Origin of the sequence: Salmonella sp. NW38 (genome assembly GCF_051807745.1) — a bacterium.
GTDB classification, from domain to species: Bacteria; Pseudomonadota; Gammaproteobacteria; order Enterobacterales; family Enterobacteriaceae; genus Salmonella; species Salmonella enterica.
Genome location: NZ_JAMMTO010000009.1, coordinates 90,152 through 106,468, shown reverse-complemented (window position 1 = coordinate 106,468; position 16,317 = coordinate 90,152). Strand labels below are relative to the sequence as shown.

Sequence of the window (16,317 nt, the reverse complement as noted above, 5' to 3'; positions counted from 1 at the left end):
TTTTGCCACCCTTATAGGATGGATAGTTTACGTCATTCATGTTGCAGGATAGCGGCGAAGCAGTGACATCTCAGGCGCTTACCGAGGTGAGCGACCGGGACTACCATGCTACGCCGCTGTGTTTGCCGCGTGATATATAACAAATATTAACGCAAAAGAAAAAACGACATGTTGCCAAAAGCCAATCGAATTCCCTATGCCATGACCGTACATGGCGATACGCGCATTGATAATTATTACTGGCTGCGAGATGACACTCGCTCGCAGCCGGAAGTCCTTGATTACCTGCATCAGGAAAATGAGTATGGCCGGAAGGTCATGTCCTCTCAGCAGGCGTTACAGGACCGCATTCTAAAAGAAATTATCGATCGTATCCCGCCCAGAGAAGTTTCCGCTCCGTATGTGAAAAACGGCTATCGCTACCGTTATATCTATGAACCCGGCTGCGAATATGCCATCTATCAACGACAATCGGCGTTAAGCGAAGAGTGGGATGTGTGGGAAACCTTGCTCGATGCGAACCAGCGGGCCGCGCACAGCGAATTTTATACGCTCGGCGGACTTGCCATTACGCCGGATAATACCATCATGGCGCTGGCAGAAGATTATTTATCCCGTCGTCAGTATGGGTTGCGTTTTCGTAACCTCGAAAGCGGTAACTGGTATCCGGAACTGCTGGATAACGTTGCGCCTGAATTTGTCTGGGCCAATGATTCCCTGACCCTTTACTATGTGCGTAAGCATAAGAAGACGCTGCTGCCCTATCAGGTTTGGCGGCACACGATTGGCACTCCGTCATCGCAAGATGAACTGGTATATGAGGAGAAAGACGATACCTTTTATGTCAGCCTGCATAAAACCACTTCGCAGCATTATGTGGTGATTCATCTTGCCAGCGCCACCACTAGCGAAGTGCTGTTACTTGACGCGGAACTGGCCGATGCCGAGCCGTTTTCATTCTTACCGCGTCGCAAAGACCACGAATATAGTCTCGATCACTATCAACATAAGTTTTACCTGCGTTCTAACCGGAACGGTAAAAACTTTGGGTTGTACCGTACCCGCGTGCGCAATGAAAACGCCTGGGAAGAGCTGATCCCTCCGCGCGAGCATATTATGCTGGAAGGGTTTACCCTGTTTACCGACTGGTTAGTGGTCGAAGAGCGTCAACGGGGGCTTACCAGCCTGCGGCAAATTAACCGTAAAACCCGTGAAGTGATAGGCATTGCCTTTGACGATCCGGCTTACGTGACGTGGCTTGCCTATAATCCCGAACCTGAGACCTCCCGGCTGCGTTACGGCTATTCTTCAATGACGACGCCAGATACCTTGTTTGAACTGGATATGGATACCGGAGAACGACGGGTACTTAAACAGACGGAAGTGCCTGGGTTTGATTCTGGCTGTTATCAGAGCGAACACCTGTGGATCACCGCGCGCGACGGCGTCGAAGTGCCGGTATCGCTGGTTTATCATCAGAAGTATTTTCGTAAAGGGCAAAATCCGCTTCTGGTTTACGGCTACGGATCTTACGGTTCCAGTATTGACGCCGACTTCAGCAGCAGCCGACTGAGCTTGCTGGATCGTGGCTTTGTTTACGCAATCGTACACGTTCGCGGCGGCGGTGAGCTGGGGCAGCAGTGGTATGAAGATGGCAAGTTCCTCAAAAAGCGGAATACTTTTAATGATTATCTTGATGCCTGCGATGCCTTATTAAAACTGGGTTACGGTTCGCCGTCGCTGTGTTACGGGATGGGCGGGAGCGCGGGCGGAATGTTAATGGGCGTCGCTATCAACGAACGCCCCGAGCTTTTCCACGGCGTTATTGCCCAGGTACCCTTTGTTGATGTATTAACCACGATGCTGGATGAGTCGATCCCACTAACGACAGGAGAGTTTGAAGAGTGGGGGAACCCGCAGGATATTGAGTATTATGACTATATGAAAAGCTATAGTCCTTATGACAATGTCAAAGCGCAGGACTATCCGCACCTGCTGGTGACGACAGGATTGCACGATTCCCAGGTGCAATACTGGGAACCGGCGAAGTGGGTGGCAAAATTACGCGAGCTAAAAACGGACCAACGTCTGCTGCTGTTATGTACGGATATGGACTCCGGGCACGGTGGTAAGTCGGGGCGGTTTAAATCCTACGAAGGCGTCGCGCTGGAGTTCGCCTTTTTAATCGGCCTGGCGCAGGGAACCTTACATAGCGCATAGACGCGCGCCCGCAACGGCTTGTGAGCGTCTCGGGTTATTGTGGTGTTCCATTGCTGCGTTGCTCGTCAGCCTGAACATCTTCCAGGTAGTGTTTAAGCGTCAGGCGAAGTTCCGGGCTCATATTATCAAGGTTATTAAAAAGCCAGCGTAAATAGCCCGGATCGCGTTTTGCGACTTCAGATACCGCCTTACCGCGGTATTTACCGAACGGGAAAGTGGTTAACAGCGCAGGACGGCCCGTGATATTGACCATTTCTTCCGCGGTCCAGCCGGTGGTTCGCATAATATCAATCAGCAAGGCGGCGGTGATATAGCAATCATAAAGCGCCCGGTGATGATGCAGCCCCGGCGGCGTTTGTACGCTTAGTTTGCGCGATTTATAGAGCGCCATATTGCTGTATTTTATTCCCGGCCACAGGCGTCGCGACAACTTCATGGTACAGATCCACTCACCCGGCAATTCAGGTAATACGCGTCTGTCGAAACTGGCATTGTGAGCGACATACCACTCACTACCGTAATAAAGCGGTATGACATCTTCAATCCACGGCTTATCGGCAACCATGGCTTCGGTAATACGGTGTATCGCCATCGCCTGCGGCGTAATAGGGCGATCGGGGCGTATCAGGTGACTCATGGGATTGACAATGTTGCCATCAATGACATCAACAGAGGCTATCTCTACGATCCCGCCCTGCAGCCCGCAGGTTTCCGTGTCTATAATCCGCAACATGATTCATTCCTCACCGAAAGACCTTAGCGTAATGGAATGATATCGCCTTGCCAACCCTCGGTTGTGCGCAGACCCGTCAGTAATAGCGAACCGCAATCGGCACGAACAATAAGTTGCCCGCTTTCATCCCACAGCGCGCTACTGCCACAGGCATTGGCCATCAGTACGGCCAGCGCATATTTATGCGAAAAACGTTGTAAGCGTGAGGTAGAGGCATGGAGTTCAGGCTCGTTAAGACATTGACTGGTTGTGAATAACGTAAATGAGGGATCTATATCACCACCTTCTGGCTGCTCATCCACCACGTTGATAGCGCTTCGCTGCCTGGCAATACAGGCGCCATGACTTTTGTGAAACATGAGCGGCGACGTTAGCCATGGGGCAAAAATAGCGATGCCTTTTACGAAGCGGCAGTTATGCTCAACAGGCATACCCACAATGATAGTCATATGGTGAGTATCGGCCGCATGAGTGAGCGGCTGTAAAAGCGCCTCGTCAGGCGGGGCGGGCAACGATTTATTTCTTTCGTCGCAGCCTAATAGCGACAGTGACGGAAAGACCAGCAGTTCGCACTGTTGACGAGCCGCAAGCTCAATATATTCCAGATGATGGGCAACATGCTCCGCCGGCGAGGCGTTCAGGGGCGCATACTGCGCAGCAGCAATTTTCCAGGAGGACATAATGACTTCCTTTTCATAGTCTCTACAGCCATTCTAAAAAGCATAGGTTAAGAATCGCCTTATAATGTAGTCGTCTGCATGTAAGGAAGTGTAACGTTATATAATTTTTATTTAACTTTGGGTTCGTAAGGGAGTCGGGATAGTGATACGGAAGCCAGACGATGGGCAATCAGCCGCTCGCGAAACCAGGCGCGTAGATGCTCTGGCTGCTCACGTTCGACCACCTCCGCGACAACTGGCATATTGTAGCGCTCTTTAAATGCTACCCCGGCTGCCGCCAGGTCCACATTGACTTTATCCATTTCCGCTTGTTCAAGCTGAGCCAGATTCGTTTTCATACGCGTCTCCTTTTTTGTTGCCGCCAGAAGGTACTAAGAGTCCGCGGTAATGGCAAGATGGAAATGATGATCCTCGACTCATTGATTGTTGAAGGTTATTCTTTGTAACGTAGGTATAACAAAAAGGAATAGTGAATATGGCTTCTTCTGCACCATCGCGACGTTTAGCTTTACTGCTGTTGGCATCGACATTTGCGACGCCAGCGGCCTGGGCACATGCGCACCTGACGCATCAGTATCCAGCGGCGAATGCTGCCGTTACGGCCTCGCCACAGGCGCTGACCCTGAATTTTTCTGAAGGGATTGAGCCAGGATTCAGCGGCGCAACCATTACAGGCCCTCAGCAAGAGCTCATCAAAACGCGCCCGGCAAAGCGAAATGAACAGGATAAAACGCAGTTGATTATCCCGCTTGAGCAGCCGTTAAAATCTGGCGCTTACACGGTAGACTGGCACGTTGTGTCGGTGGATGGGCATAAAACAAAAGGGAAATACACCTTCAGCGTGAAATAAATGATGCTGACATTCGTCTGGATAACTCTCCGATTTATTCATTTTGCTAGTTTGATGCTGGTCTACGGCTGCGCGCTTTACGGCGCCTGGCTGGCACCCGCATCAATTCGTCGTTTAATGACGCGTCGATTTTTACATCTGCAACGACATGCCGCCGCCTGGAGCGTTATCAGCGCGGCTTTCATGCTGGCGATTCAGGGCGGACTTATGGGCGGCGGCTGGCCCGATGTTTTTTCCGTCTCGGTGTGGGGCGCGGTACTGCAAACCCGCTTTGGCGCGGTCTGGATATGGCAAATTATCCTCGCGCTGGTCACGCTGGTGGTGGTAGTCATTGCGCCGGTAAAAATGCAACGACGGCTTCTTATTCTAACCGTTGCTCAGTTTATCCTGCTGGCAGGCGTTGGACATGCGACGATGCGCGATGGTGTAGCGGGAACATTACAGCAAATTAACCATGCTCTGCATTTGCTCTGTGCCGCAGCCTGGTTTGGCGGGCTGTTGCCAGTGGTTTATTGTATGCGCATGGCTCAGGGACGCTGGCGTCAACATGCCATTAGCGCCATGATGCGTTTTTCTCGTTATGGTCACTTTTTTGTGGCGGGCGTATTGCTCACAGGCATTGGCAACACGCTATTTATCACGGGATTTACCGCTATCTGGCAGACCACCTATGGACAGTTGCTTTTGTTAAAATGTGCGCTGGTGGTGCTTATGGTAGCAATTGCGCTGACGAATCGGTATGTTCTCGTACCACGTATGCGACAGGAAAATCCCCGGACTGACCTATGGTTTGTCAGGATGACGCAAATTGAATGGGGAGTTGGAGGCATAGTTCTGGCGATCGTCAGCCTGTTTGCAACCCTCGAACCTTTCTGATGGACTGGCATAACGAATGAAAAAAATACTCCTTCCGGCGCTTCTGCTGGCCACTTCGGGCGTAGCGTTGGCGGCGCCGCAGGTGATTACCGTAAGTCGTTTTGAAGTAGGAAAAGACAAGTGGGCGTTTAATCGGGAAGAGGTCATGTTGACCTGTCGACCTGGCCAGGCGCTCTATGTGATCAACCCCAGTACTCTGGTGCAGTATCCCTTGAATGCCATTGCCGAACAGCAAGTAGCGGAGGGTAAAACGCGCGCTCAGCCTATCGCTGTCATTCAAATCGATAACCCGGCGAAGCCCGGTGAGAAAATGAGTCTGGCGCCGTTTATCGAACGTGCGCAAAAGCTTTGTGATCCATCCAATAGCTGACTGATTTTTAATAAAAAACCGTAAACCTTCACGAAAAGGCTTACGGTTTTTTTATCTCTGATGACAGACAAAACGCCAGGTTTTTTCAATCACCTTCGTCACAAACTGGAAAACCTGGCGTCGTCATCTATTCTTAAAGGGCAAGGCGATTTAGCCTGCATTAATGCCAACTTTTAGCGCACGGCTCTCTCCCAAGAGCCATTTCCCTGGACCGAATACAGGAATCGTATTCGGTCTCTTTTTATTTCGATTATAAATCAATGGGTTATGTGTATCCCCTCGAAATTCCTCGAAATTTCCTCGAATTTCTGTATTCCGGTCTTTTTGTTTATATCACATCCAAATCCAGTTTAACATTTCTTTTACAACAAAATCAGAGCATCACGTAAGCTTTATTATCGCGTTCATCGAGATAGAGTTTCGTGGTGTTCTCTGAGGTGTGGCCCAGTAGTTTTTGAGCGAACTCCTCGCCGCGTTCGTCTTTGTACAGCCGACCAGCCAGGCTACGGATCTCGTGAAATGTCGGTGGGTTATCACTAAATTTAGCGCCTGAAATTTTTCTGGCTTTTACAAATTTCTTTGTCAGCCCATCCGGGTGAATATTCCCGGTTGGGCTATTTTTCCTGATTCCTGCACTGATCATGAAATCAGTTCGGCTTACCAGCCGGCAGCGATCGATTACCGTTCCCAGACGTAACCCCGTTGCCTGAAGTGTCAGGGAGAGGGGAATGGCTATTTTCATTCCGGTTTTAATCTGAGTTACGTATAAGCGGTTGTCAAAATCATCACTAAATTTCATATTTACGATATCCTCCCTACGTTGACCAGTAACGAGCGCTAAATCCATCGTGAGAGGGAACCATGCAGGCATATGCTCTGCTGCCGCTCGTGTGGCGTTATACGTTTCCAGTTGCAAGCGTTCCCTGGCCGCCTTAATCTCTGGTAACCGGGTTGCTTCCACCGGATTCGTTGTTATTCTTCCTTCCACAATTGCCTCACGAAAAATGTCAGATAGTACAGACCTCATCGCCCCCGCCATCGTGTTTTTACCTTCCGCGATCCATGACTCCGGATACTCAGCAATATGCCGCGTGGTCACCTCTGCCAATATCATTTCCCCATTTTTTCGCGCACGGTCGCTAACTGATTGCCGCGAATTTTGTATGTGTTGGCCGCTAAATCCCGTCGTTTTAGTAACACGTCATAGCGGTCTATCCCGTTTTCTCCTGCAGAGGGGCCAGCACCGTCGGTGCGTTCTGTTTCATCTGATTTAACAGCAGAAGCTGCGCCGGGGATAGCCAGACCGGGCAGCAGCCAGGGATGAGCGAACAGATATCAACCTCATTCATCGGTAACCGTAAACCGGATGAGTTGCTAAATGCTATGGAGCGGTATTTCAGGGAGAAGGCCATCACAGCCAGTGTTAACGACCAGAACACAGGGATTATCGCCGGTACCGGGGATGATCCGGAACTGAGTTCGTTGTATCTGGACTGTTCACTGTTACCGCAGACACAAAATATCCAGGAGCATTACCGTATCGTCGCGCAGGTCTGGAGTGCCGGTGAAGGCAGTAATGTTTCGGTAATGGTGACAGGCACTGCCGGACTGGATATTGCCGACGGTAGCGCCACATACCAGATTACCGTCAAACTGTACCGATATTGCCCCTCCTGATATTCCGGCCAGTCATATTGCTGTATTTGACTCTGAAACCGAAACGTGGAGTCTGAACGAAGACCATCGCGGCGAAACAGTGTGCGACACGCAAACCGGCAACCCGATTTATATTTCAAAACCCGGCCCGTTACCGGAGAACACTACCACACAGGCCCCCACATCACCAATAGATAAATTTGAAAACGGTCAGTGGGTGGCTGACCTTGCGACCGTACTCGGTCAGAAATACGCTGAGATTAATGCGTGGCGTAATGCGCAGGAAAACGGTAACTACCCGTTCACACTGAATGATCACCACTGGGGCTGCGGTAAAGCGTCGCAGGACCGACTGTCGCCAGTAACGGCGGTGGCAAAACAGGGAGCGCTACCGCCAGGATTCTTCTGGACGGATGCAGATAACATCGATGTGCCAATGAGCGCAGACGAACTGATTAAACTCGAAGCCGCTATGCAACAAAACATGGTACTGGTGGGTTTTAAAATACACGAACGCCAGCGGCAGATGAAGGACGAAGTGAACAGTCTCACCAACGCACAGGCTGTACTGGATTACGTGGTTGGCTGGCCGGAAAACCGTTAAGGAATGTATTATGAGCTGCTTCACAACCCCGGCCATTCTTGAAATGCCTGGCCACTACCTTTGGCGTGTACATGAACCTTTTGAATTTTACCTCAGCGACGACAACAGCGACGTAATCAGCGTACCAGCCGGATTTGTAACTGATCTCGCCACCGTTCCACGCATCTTCTGGTCAGTCATGCCGCCAGACGGCAAATACGCTAAAGCGGCAATAATCCACGACTACCTTTACGACAATGCGCCGCGCACGAAAAAAGAAGCCGATTTGATATTCCTTGATGGAATGACCGTGCCTGGCGTGCCGAAGTGGAAACGGATTGTGATGTATCTGGCGGTCAGGTGGTTTGGCAGGGGAATGTATGGGAAAGAACGTAAATACTGTGAATGATTTGCCACAGATGACGAGATTAAACGGCTGGAGGCATGGGAACTCTACAGCGTAATGGTAAACAGGGTGGATATATCTGCCCCCTCCTGGCCGGATAAACCAGCCAGTCTGTAGTCGTTACTGTGGTACTTTAATTATCCATATATCACAAATTACTTGTTTACACGGTAATTAATCACCCAGGTTAATAAAAGGTTGTTTCGTTTACCAGCATATTTTACCCTCTGGTAGTTCTGGGATTGATATACCTGCCGGCCAGATTTTACACCACGGAAACGAAATGCCCGGGAATCCTTTGTTACCGCTTTCAGTGGCCATTGCAGATGAAGAAAATGTTATGGCTGATATAGCAAAAACCAGCGCTAACAATACACTGTTAAATTTATTCATAATATTATCCACATAGTTGAGAGTTATGCTTCCTTCTTAATTTTTACCGCAATCCTTTTACCAGGATAAAGCAGAGGCGAAAATTTTTCTTGTCTGTCTACTGATTGTTAAGCAAGTATTTACTTTTAAAATGGAATAATAAGTATGGTAACTTTCATTCTCTACAGAAAATTTACTTGTATCTGAATGAACTCGTGTAGATACCAGAACCAAATTAACGCCTAAAAAACTGCAAGTTAGTAGTATTACTGTGGTAATGCAGACCATCTGATTACTGTGAAGGTGGCCTCATCTGAAACGCCTGTTAAATCCAGCGTTTTAAGCTTCCTGATATAAGCCATCCATTTAGCCTGGCTGGCTTTATCGTCGTCACTGCTTTCACCCCGCGCCAGTTCTGTTCGTCAGTCGGCAATGGTGCTTGTCAAAACTTTGTGGCAGCTACTCTGGATTTATCTGCCACTTTCTGGCAAGTATGATTCTGTTTTCATCAGATAACCAGCTATTTACAGCGTCAAGAAGATACTGATTATACTTCGCCATCATATAGACTTTATTGTTGGCAGTGTCGGGGAGGATACTCTTGGTTGATACGCAGAAGACACCTGGCTCTTTGTTCTGGTAATAAGTACCTTCGAGCAAGTCGGTAAACATGACATCAGCGCTGCGTTCACGAATCCTCTGCAGAGTGGCATCATTATCTCTTTCGTGAATAACATCTGCATACCTGATATGCTTGTCAACATAGTCCTGATTTGTACCACCTGGATTAACAACAATCCGCACGCCCTTACGGTCAATATCTCCAAGAGATTTGAAGTCATTAATCCTGTTACATTGCGTCAGCGCTATTTTCCCATTTTTAAGTACCGGAGAAGAAAGTGCGAACTGTTTTCTTCTGCCGGGAGTTTCTGTAACCCCTCCCATTGCAATATCAAATTTGTCTGCAGCCAGGTCAGCTGACAGCGTAGACCAACTGCTAGGTACAAACAGGATATTCAGGTGCAGAGCTTTGCCCAGTGAATATGCCATATCAATATCAAAACCGATTAATTTATTTTGTCTGTTGTGAAATGCGAGGGGAGCATAGTCACCAGGCACCCCCACACGTAACTCTTTGCTTTCTTTAATCTCCTGCCAGGGTTTTGCCATCGCGGAATAAATACTTGAAAGTGACAACAAGATAAAAAACATAAAATATACTTTTTTCATTACTCTTACCCTAATGTTTGATCAGTAGACTACAGATGAGATTGTCTTCTCTCCATTGCGCCTGTAACCTTTACTGGGCAGGGAATCCAATAATAGTGGTATATTAAACGGGAGATCCTCTCGCCACGATATACCATCCGCTATGAAGACCTGCTTCGGGTTAAGTGACAGCTTCAATTAAATTTTCACCCTGATTTTTCACATTTCTGATGTGATGGATTACCGCAGTCACGTTGTTTGCAAGAGCGTGCCTTGGTAGGCTGCCTGCTGTTTAGTCAGAACTGACTGTAATCGTGTTTATAGGTCGTACAGTTCACTATTGTGATGTAACGTCGTATGTTGATCAGCAGATCGTATGCTGACGATTTCAAAAGTACATAATTAAGTACATTTTTATATGTCACTTTTGTTTAATTCTATTTAATTCAGTTAGTTGAGTTTTTGCTTTCGTAATCGTTATTAAATAATAATCACAGGAACAATGGGAGCAGCCGGGCGCCTCATTAGGGCCGGAGTACCGTAACAGCAGGTAGCGATTATTTATGATGTTGGCGTTTCGACGTTGTACAGAAAATTTCCGGCGAGTAACATGCCTTTGATGCCATTCATGGGAAAATAACACTCCTTTAATCATCCATAAGAGTTAATTATATAAACTTAAATGGATTGGTTAATTGAATTTCATCAAGATTAACTCTATATAAAAGATTTATTGTCTTTGTTATGGCGTCTATATATTCTGCGCTATTCATTATAGCAGTGTATTTATCGTATGCTTCGAAGCAATGATTTTCATTAATATATTCACTGCTATTGTTTTTATAAATTTCATATGACTCTTCCTTTTTGAAAATGCGCGCATCTAGCCAAGGGTCAAGTATATATTCCGATATTCCTTTTGAATCAGTAAAAGTCAAAAAAACGACCACATGATTCCCTCCTGACGCGCTATTATACATAAGGGATGTGCTTATTCTGGCATCAAATACACTATTTTTCGAAAATCCTATTCCGGTTAGTCTTTGTGGTATATATTTTGCAATAATCGCACCTAAAATTAGCGACATATCAGCACAGTTCCCTGTGTTATATTTTATTGAATCAATGGAAGAATATATTAGACTCAGAGATATTGGGTTTTCTGGTCTTTCAGCCATAGCTCTGTCAAAAGAGTTTGCTTTTATAGCTTGCAGAAATTTCTTGTGATGTTCTCTTTGTAAATTAAGAGCGTCGTATTTTTCCTGCGTATCAATTTTAAGCCTGTCAATTTGCATAGCATCATAACTGTCCGATTTCTTTATTATTGTTCTGACAAAAACGGTACATTCTGAAGCAGCATTAATAATACAGGAGGATAAATCAACTGAAGTACTCTGTTGGTTGTTACAGGCGCTCACTCCAGTTGTGTCGAATTTTTCTGTAGCTACATGTCCAACATTTATAATCAATTATATTTCCCTATATTCAAAATTAAGCGATATTCTTATGTCACGACAACCTAACAGGGACTGACTACAAAGATCTTTAAATAAACGTTCATTATTGTATCTATTGATGAACTCCCTTCAGATTTAGAGGTTGTGCCCATGGTCGAAAAGCTCCTATACGCTCATATACTTAACTTATCGGGGACATGGTAGGTTAGGATGTGAAAACACAGGGACAGTTACTGTCACTGCGAAGGCAGCAATAAGGAAGCCTATCCTGTACGAACTGTGGAAAACTATATCTTGTTCACGATCACCTGCATCGTTGACGATGCGCGATCCCGGAGGTTTGACGACTGCCCGGTATGATCGGTGCCGCAGCCACATCGTATGCAAGAACGAGCTGCGGCAAGCTGGCGATCGTTCGATAGTGCGAGTATTGAATGGTTGCCAGTTGCGGCGGATTTTACTTGTTCAGGATGACTAACCAATGTGTTTAATCTGAAACTAGCCACCTGTTCAACTTTTCGCGATCGCTTTTGTTGGCATCACTATTAAGCCTTCGTCTACATGGGTATTTGGCATCGGGAGTCCCCCAGTGGAAGAGGTCGAGTGATATATGGGCAGTGAGTTTGTTTGGTCGGAGGATTTATACGCAAAATGGTTCGAAATATGTCCGAATTAAAACATAAAAAGTGATAACTAATTGAATCTATTAGAATCAAAAATAACGTATTCTAATCGTTAAAATCACTTAGTTAATATGTAATGTTATGAATTTAAAGAGAAAAATCAATTGTTGCCGTAAACAGGAATCGTATTCGATCTATTTTTATTTCGATTATAAATCAATGGGTTATGTGTTTCCCCTCGAAATTCCTCGAAATTTCCTCGAATTTCTGTATTCCGGTCTTTTTGGTTATATCACAATCAAATTAAATTTAACATTTATTTCACAACGAAAATTGGAGTATTAGAGCATCATATAAGCTTTATCATCACGCTCATCGAGATAGCGTTTCGTGGTGTTCTCTGAGGGGTGGCCCAGTAGTTTTTGGGCGAACACCTCGCCGTGCTCGTTTTTGTACAACCGCTCGGCCAGACTTCGGATCTCGTGAAATGTCGGTGGATTATTGCTGAAGTTAACGCCGGAGGCTTTTCTTGCTTTTACAAATGTCTTTGTCAATCCATCCGGATGAATATTCCCGGTCGGGCTATTTTCCTGATTCCGGCACTGCTCATGAAATCAGTCCGGCTTACCAGTCGGCAGCGATCGATTAAGGCGGGCAACGGCATAGACATGAGTAACCTGTGCATCTTCGTTCTCACCCGGACAGTGTACCAGCTTCTCTTCCAGACCAAACTCGAAGCTGAAATCGTCACCTTCACGGACAACGCGCGCGGAAAGGCTGGCAATCTGTCCGGAACGGCGGGCAAGGTCGATCATTCCCCGGTAGCCAATAATTAACTGAACGTTTTTTTGCCTGACTTTTCGTTTTTGTTTCCGAACGGCAGCAGATAGGCATGACCGAGCGCGCCGCCGGGTTCCAGCCCAAGCTGGGAACACTGAATGATGGCGCTGACAAAACTCATGGTGTCACAGTCACACAGCGCCGGAACTTTTCGGATTTCCGTTGTGGCTACCGCCGGTACGCCGTCAACTGGCAGAGCCGCGTCATCTGGCAGGGCCAACCCCGGCACAACTGATGATGGAAGAATTTAGACGGCGTAAGGCGGCGGGAAGGCTTTAACAGGGGGGACTTATGAGCAGAAATTACACACCGGCGCAGAAAGCTGAAATACAGAAGCGCCTGACGGAACTGGTACGAACACACGGTCGGATGACGTTTGGAGAGCTGCGGAAGATAACAAGGTTAACCATTTTTACAGCCCGCCACTACCTGGAAAAGGCGGAAAGTTGTGGGGATCTGTATCAGGCCGGGAGAAGCGGTATTTTTCCTTCGGAACAGGCTTTCCTGCTTTGGAAGCAGAAACGTGAAGATGCCAGGATTACCCGCTTTCTGAAAACGCCGGAAGGTGTCGTGAGTTCCTACGACCGGACCAGAAACGTTATCTGTACGGAGTGCCGGAACAGCGTGACGATGCAAAGGGTACTGGCATTTTATCCGGGACATTACCGGGAGGCGAAATCTGCATGAAAATCGAATAATATAACTTTGCAGAGGTAGTGAATATCGTAATCACCCGTTCGGCATTTGAATTCCGTGAGCACAGTCGTGTTGTGAATGTCGCCTTGTTCACAACACCAGGAATATTCCACTGTCAACTGGTTGTCTGCGGCTGGACATAATTTTATCTGATATTCAGGCTGTACCAGCGCAAAGGTTCCGTGAGTCCGACTGTCTTTTTTGCTTCCAAATATTCAGTTTTAATTATCTGAGTATGGCAAGGTGATCATCTGTATCAAACACCGGGCAACTGGTTTTACTTTACCCAACGATTACGTCCCTGTTGTTTAGCCCGATAAAGGGCCTCGTCCGCTCTGGCAATAATGCCGGTAACAGTGTCACCGGCTGTGGAAAGGGTGATGCCCATGCTGACGGTGACCGTTTCGCTAACCGCAGATGCTGCATGCGGCAGTGCGGTTTCACGCAGGTTTGTCTGAATACGTTGAGCAACCAGTGCTGCTTCATTCAGCGACGAAGAAGGCAGCACAACGACAAACTCCTCGCCCCCGTAACGTGCCACCAGGTCTGCCGGAGTACGAATCGACCTCTTCACTACACAGGCCACCTTTGCCAGACAGGCATCGCCAGCCTGGTGACCATAATGGTCGTTATAGTTTTTGAAATAGTCCACATCGAGCATGATCAGTGCAAACGGCTCCGTCTGGCGGAGAGCATCCCCAAGAAAACTTTCCATTGAACGTCGATTAGCGGTCCCGGTCAGTGCATCTTGGTGAGCCATAACGTCGAGACGCGCGATAAGCATCCGGTTTTCCTGGTAACGCAACCAGGCTTCATCAAACCAGCGCTGCAGGATAAAGCGACCATAAATGAGTATGGCGGTAAGAGTAAGCCAGACTAATAAAAACCGGATATTCACATACTGGTTAAGCTGCACACTGGCCAGTAGGGCGGTCAGCCATAACGGGACGATGAAAAGTAGCAACGCTAGCAGATGATAATAAAGCGCAGCCAGCGCGGTAAGCATAAGGATGACACTGAGAGGCCAGGCAAAAGGCAGCTGCCACCAGACAATAAAACAGTAGCTGCAATAGCTCCACATCAGACTGAGAATCAGCAGCATCACCAGACAAAGAGGAGTAAATCTGGTCGGAAGGCGGTAAATGAAAAGGAGTATCAGGAACGAAAAAACAATAATACTGCCCATAATATCGTCTATTAAAGGCAGTATTCCAGTCTGTGCACTGATCGACTTGTCAAAGTCACTGATGAGTATGTGGCGAAATAAAATGATAAGCGCAAAGCTGATATTCACAAATGTGAACCACGGAATACTTACACGTAGCGCTTGCCTGACCATATCTTTATGATCCTGCCATACCCTTCCAGCACTGGAGGTACGGCGCCTGTCGTCCGAATCCTGCCCCATCCTTAATCGCCTCATATAATGAATAATTACTATCCAGTGTAGTGCGGAGATACTTCACGGTGAAAAATGGAAAAGCTATCAGGCCAGGCTGCATTTTTGGCTGATGAGATGATTTTTTGCTCCACAGTGACGAACTTATAGTCACAATTCCTGTAGTAGGGGGGAGAATTATAGTGTCTCCCGGAAACTGGAAGCGAGTTTACCCCACTTACTAAAAGAGGATGTAACTGGCAGACGTAAAATACGATTTATTTGTATCCATAAATAGTGAAATGTAACGTTTTGATTATATTTAAAAGAGCGAAAATGGCCAGGAATAACTTTAATTGTTTGAATTAACAGATAATTAATCGATCAGACTGAGTGATACAGAACATTTTTACATGAGGGGTACAAATGAGACTTAAGTTGATCGTTAAAAGTTTTGCGCTGGCGGGGCTACTCTCTTCCACTGCGCTGACACCTTTATTTGCACAGGAAGCCCCAAAAGGTGCCACTGCTTCAACCAAGCAAGCTAACGATGCGCTTTATAACCAACTTCCTTTCTCTGATAACACCGATTTCACGAATGCCCATAAAGGCTTTATCGCTGGTTTACCTGAAGAGGTGATTAAGGGAGAGCAAGGGAATGTCATCTGGAATCCACAGCAGTACGCTTTCATAAAAGAAGGAGAAAAATCTCCTGACACTGTTAACCCTGGTCTGTGGCTTCAGTCCCAACTAATCAATATCAGTGGCTTGTTTGAAGTAACAGACGGCGTCTACCAGATTCGTAACCTTGATTTTGATCTTACCCAGTAATAGTGGACACGCGACTAAGTGAGTAAACTCTCAAGTAAGAGGTGACTTATATGACAAAACCAGCATCAACCACCAAAAAGCCACGCAAGCAGCACACGCCTGAATTTCGTCAGGAAGCCCTGAAACTGGCTGAACGCATTGGGGTGGCCGCTGCCGCCCGCGAACTTAACCTGTATGAATCACAGCTCTACAACTGGCGAAGCAAACCGCAAAATCAGCTCTCTTCCTTCTGAACGCGAGCAGGAGATGTCCGCTGAGATCGCCCGTCTGAAACGTCAACTGGCAGAACGGGATGAGGAACTGGCCATTCTCCAGAATGGCCGCGACATCATATTTAAACTATCGTAATGGAACAAAGAGTTACTTTAAAGAGCTCTTTGTTCCTTTAACCTTGATGAAGATGGTCAACGTCTGGTTTTACAAATCCGATACAGACAGGATAGCTGCTATGTTTGTTATCCATCTGGAAGGTTATCTGGCTGATAGCATCAAGCGCCAGTTGCGGCCATTGCTTCAGTACCCAGTGTGCCACTACAG

Annotated in this window: 16 protein-coding genes and 8 pseudogenes; 12 read left to right on the top strand and 12 right to left on the bottom strand. The window is 47.1% G+C overall.

What is annotated here, in order from left to right:
• Positions 1–168: 168 nt before the first annotated feature.
• Positions 169–2,220: an oligopeptidase B gene (gene ptrB / locus NA624_RS16275; RefSeq protein ID WP_000936990.1), complete on the top strand. Its 2,052-nt coding sequence runs from the start codon at positions 169–171 to the stop codon at positions 2,218–2,220.
• Between the two features lie 34 nt (positions 2,221–2,254).
• Here ptrB and exoX read toward each other — a convergent pair whose 3' ends face one another.
• The 3 genes from exoX to NA624_RS16260 form a co-directional block, all read right to left on the bottom strand.
• Entirely contained in the window at positions 2,255–2,953 is a 699-nt protein-coding gene (exoX, locus tag NA624_RS16270) for an exodeoxyribonuclease X (RefSeq protein WP_000944280.1), read from the bottom strand.
• A 23-nt stretch (positions 2,954–2,976) separates the two neighbouring features.
• A complete protein-coding gene (locus NA624_RS16265; RefSeq protein WP_000100257.1) occupies positions 2,977–3,633 on the bottom strand; it encodes a carbon-nitrogen hydrolase family protein in 657 nt (218 codons plus the stop codon).
• A 107-nt stretch (positions 3,634–3,740) separates the two neighbouring features.
• Positions 3,741–3,971, bottom strand: coding sequence for a DNA polymerase III subunit theta (locus NA624_RS16260; protein WP_000856225.1), 231 nt, complete (start codon positions 3,969–3,971; stop codon positions 3,741–3,743).
• Positions 3,972–4,108: 137 nt separating this feature from the next.
• Between NA624_RS16260 and yobA the strand changes: the two genes are divergently transcribed.
• From yobA to NA624_RS16245, 3 genes are read left to right on the top strand one after another with little or no spacing between them, the layout of a single operon-like run.
• Complete coding sequence (gene yobA / locus NA624_RS16255) at positions 4,109–4,483, top strand: CopC domain-containing protein YobA (protein WP_000168393.1); 375 nt, start codon at positions 4,109–4,111, stop codon at positions 4,481–4,483.
• The gene (gene copD, locus NA624_RS16250) at positions 4,484–5,359 is read left to right on the top strand and encodes a copper homeostasis membrane protein CopD (RefSeq protein ID WP_000979696.1); all 876 of its coding nucleotides are present in this window, start codon (positions 4,484–4,486) and stop codon (positions 5,357–5,359) included.
• Between the two features lie 16 nt (positions 5,360–5,375).
• Positions 5,376–5,729, top strand: coding sequence for a YebY family protein (locus tag NA624_RS16245; protein WP_000722368.1), 354 nt, complete (start codon positions 5,376–5,378; stop codon positions 5,727–5,729).
• A gap of 373 nt (positions 5,730–6,102) precedes the next feature.
• On the opposite strand, the gene NA624_RS16240 is transcribed toward NA624_RS16245, so the two are convergent.
• Complete coding sequence (locus tag NA624_RS16240) at positions 6,103–6,894, bottom strand: tyrosine-type recombinase/integrase (protein ID WP_371062513.1); 792 nt, start codon at positions 6,892–6,894, stop codon at positions 6,103–6,105.
• Positions 6,895–7,022: 128 nt separating this feature from the next.
• Between NA624_RS16240 and NA624_RS16235 the strand changes: the two are divergent.
• From NA624_RS16235 to NA624_RS16220, 4 genes and pseudogenes are all read left to right on the top strand, one after another.
• Positions 7,023–7,358, top strand: a pseudogene (locus NA624_RS16235) (hypothetical protein); the annotation flags it as partial.
• A complete protein-coding gene (locus NA624_RS16230) occupies positions 7,330–7,989 on the top strand; it encodes a DUF4376 domain-containing protein (protein ID WP_223152472.1) in 660 nt (219 codons plus the stop codon). The pseudogene NA624_RS16235 and the gene NA624_RS16230, both read left to right, overlap by 29 nt.
• Positions 7,990–7,999: 10 nt before the next feature.
• A complete protein-coding gene (locus tag NA624_RS16225; RefSeq protein ID WP_001277619.1) occupies positions 8,000–8,377 on the top strand; it encodes a DUF1353 domain-containing protein in 378 nt (125 codons plus the stop codon).
• Between the two features lie 3 nt (positions 8,378–8,380).
• Positions 8,381–8,491: pseudogene (locus NA624_RS16220) on the top strand (tail fiber assembly protein); the annotation flags it as partial.
• Positions 8,492–8,581: 90 nt separating this feature from the next.
• Here the strand turns inward: NA624_RS16220 and NA624_RS16215 are convergent.
• The 3 genes and pseudogenes from NA624_RS16215 to NA624_RS16205 form a co-directional block, all read right to left on the bottom strand.
• The gene (locus NA624_RS16215; RefSeq protein ID WP_071585801.1) at positions 8,582–8,767 is read right to left on the bottom strand and encodes a PagK family vesicle-borne virulence factor; all 186 of its coding nucleotides are present in this window, start codon (positions 8,765–8,767) and stop codon (positions 8,582–8,584) included.
• Between the two features lie 245 nt (positions 8,768–9,012).
• Positions 9,013–9,186, bottom strand: a pseudogene (locus NA624_RS16210) (tail fiber assembly protein); the annotation flags it as partial.
• Between the two features lie 19 nt (positions 9,187–9,205).
• On the bottom strand, positions 9,206–9,976 hold the full coding sequence (locus tag NA624_RS16205; RefSeq protein WP_000758582.1) for a transporter substrate-binding domain-containing protein: 771 nt from the start codon (positions 9,974–9,976) through the stop codon (positions 9,206–9,208).
• 490 nt (positions 9,977–10,466) lie between these two features.
• Between NA624_RS16205 and NA624_RS16200 the strand changes: the two are divergent.
• Positions 10,467–10,595: pseudogene (locus NA624_RS16200) on the top strand (helix-turn-helix domain-containing protein); the annotation flags it as partial.
• A 28-nt stretch (positions 10,596–10,623) separates the two neighbouring features.
• Here the strand turns inward: NA624_RS16200 and NA624_RS16195 are convergent.
• From NA624_RS16195 to NA624_RS16185, 3 genes and pseudogenes are all read right to left on the bottom strand, one after another.
• A complete protein-coding gene (locus NA624_RS16195) occupies positions 10,624–11,424 on the bottom strand; it encodes a hypothetical protein (RefSeq protein ID WP_001542520.1) in 801 nt (266 codons plus the stop codon).
• A 952-nt stretch (positions 11,425–12,376) separates the two neighbouring features.
• A pseudogene (locus tag NA624_RS16190) lies at positions 12,377–12,684 on the bottom strand (tyrosine-type recombinase/integrase); the annotation flags it as partial.
• Positions 12,683–13,047: pseudogene (locus NA624_RS16185) on the bottom strand (recombinase RecT); the annotation flags it as partial. The pseudogenes NA624_RS16185 and NA624_RS16190, both read right to left, overlap by 2 nt.
• Before the next feature lie 119 nt (positions 13,048–13,166).
• On the opposite strand from NA624_RS16185, the gene NA624_RS16180 reads away from it, so the two are divergent.
• Positions 13,167–13,562, top strand: coding sequence for a DUF977 family protein (locus tag NA624_RS16180; RefSeq protein WP_000089423.1), 396 nt, complete (start codon positions 13,167–13,169; stop codon positions 13,560–13,562).
• A 286-nt stretch (positions 13,563–13,848) separates the two neighbouring features.
• On the opposite strand, the gene NA624_RS16175 is transcribed toward NA624_RS16180, so the two are convergent.
• On the bottom strand, positions 13,849–14,979 hold the full coding sequence (locus NA624_RS16175) for a GGDEF domain-containing protein (protein WP_000529514.1): 1,131 nt from the start codon (positions 14,977–14,979) through the stop codon (positions 13,849–13,851).
• 396 nt (positions 14,980–15,375) lie between these two features.
• On the opposite strand from NA624_RS16175, the pseudogene NA624_RS16170 reads away from it, so the two are divergent.
• A pseudogene (locus tag NA624_RS16170) lies at positions 15,376–15,762 on the top strand (hydrolase); the annotation flags it as partial.
• A gap of 68 nt (positions 15,763–15,830) precedes the next feature.
• Positions 15,831–16,113, top strand: a pseudogene (locus tag NA624_RS16165) (transposase); the annotation flags it as partial.
• Positions 16,114–16,165: 52 nt separating this feature from the next.
• Here the strand turns inward: NA624_RS16165 and NA624_RS16160 are convergent.
• Positions 16,166–16,312 carry a hypothetical protein gene (locus NA624_RS16160; protein WP_000951652.1) on the bottom strand — a complete coding sequence of 49 codons (147 nt, stop codon included), beginning with the start codon at positions 16,310–16,312 and terminating at the stop codon, positions 16,166–16,168.
• Positions 16,313–16,317: the final 5 nt, after the last annotated feature.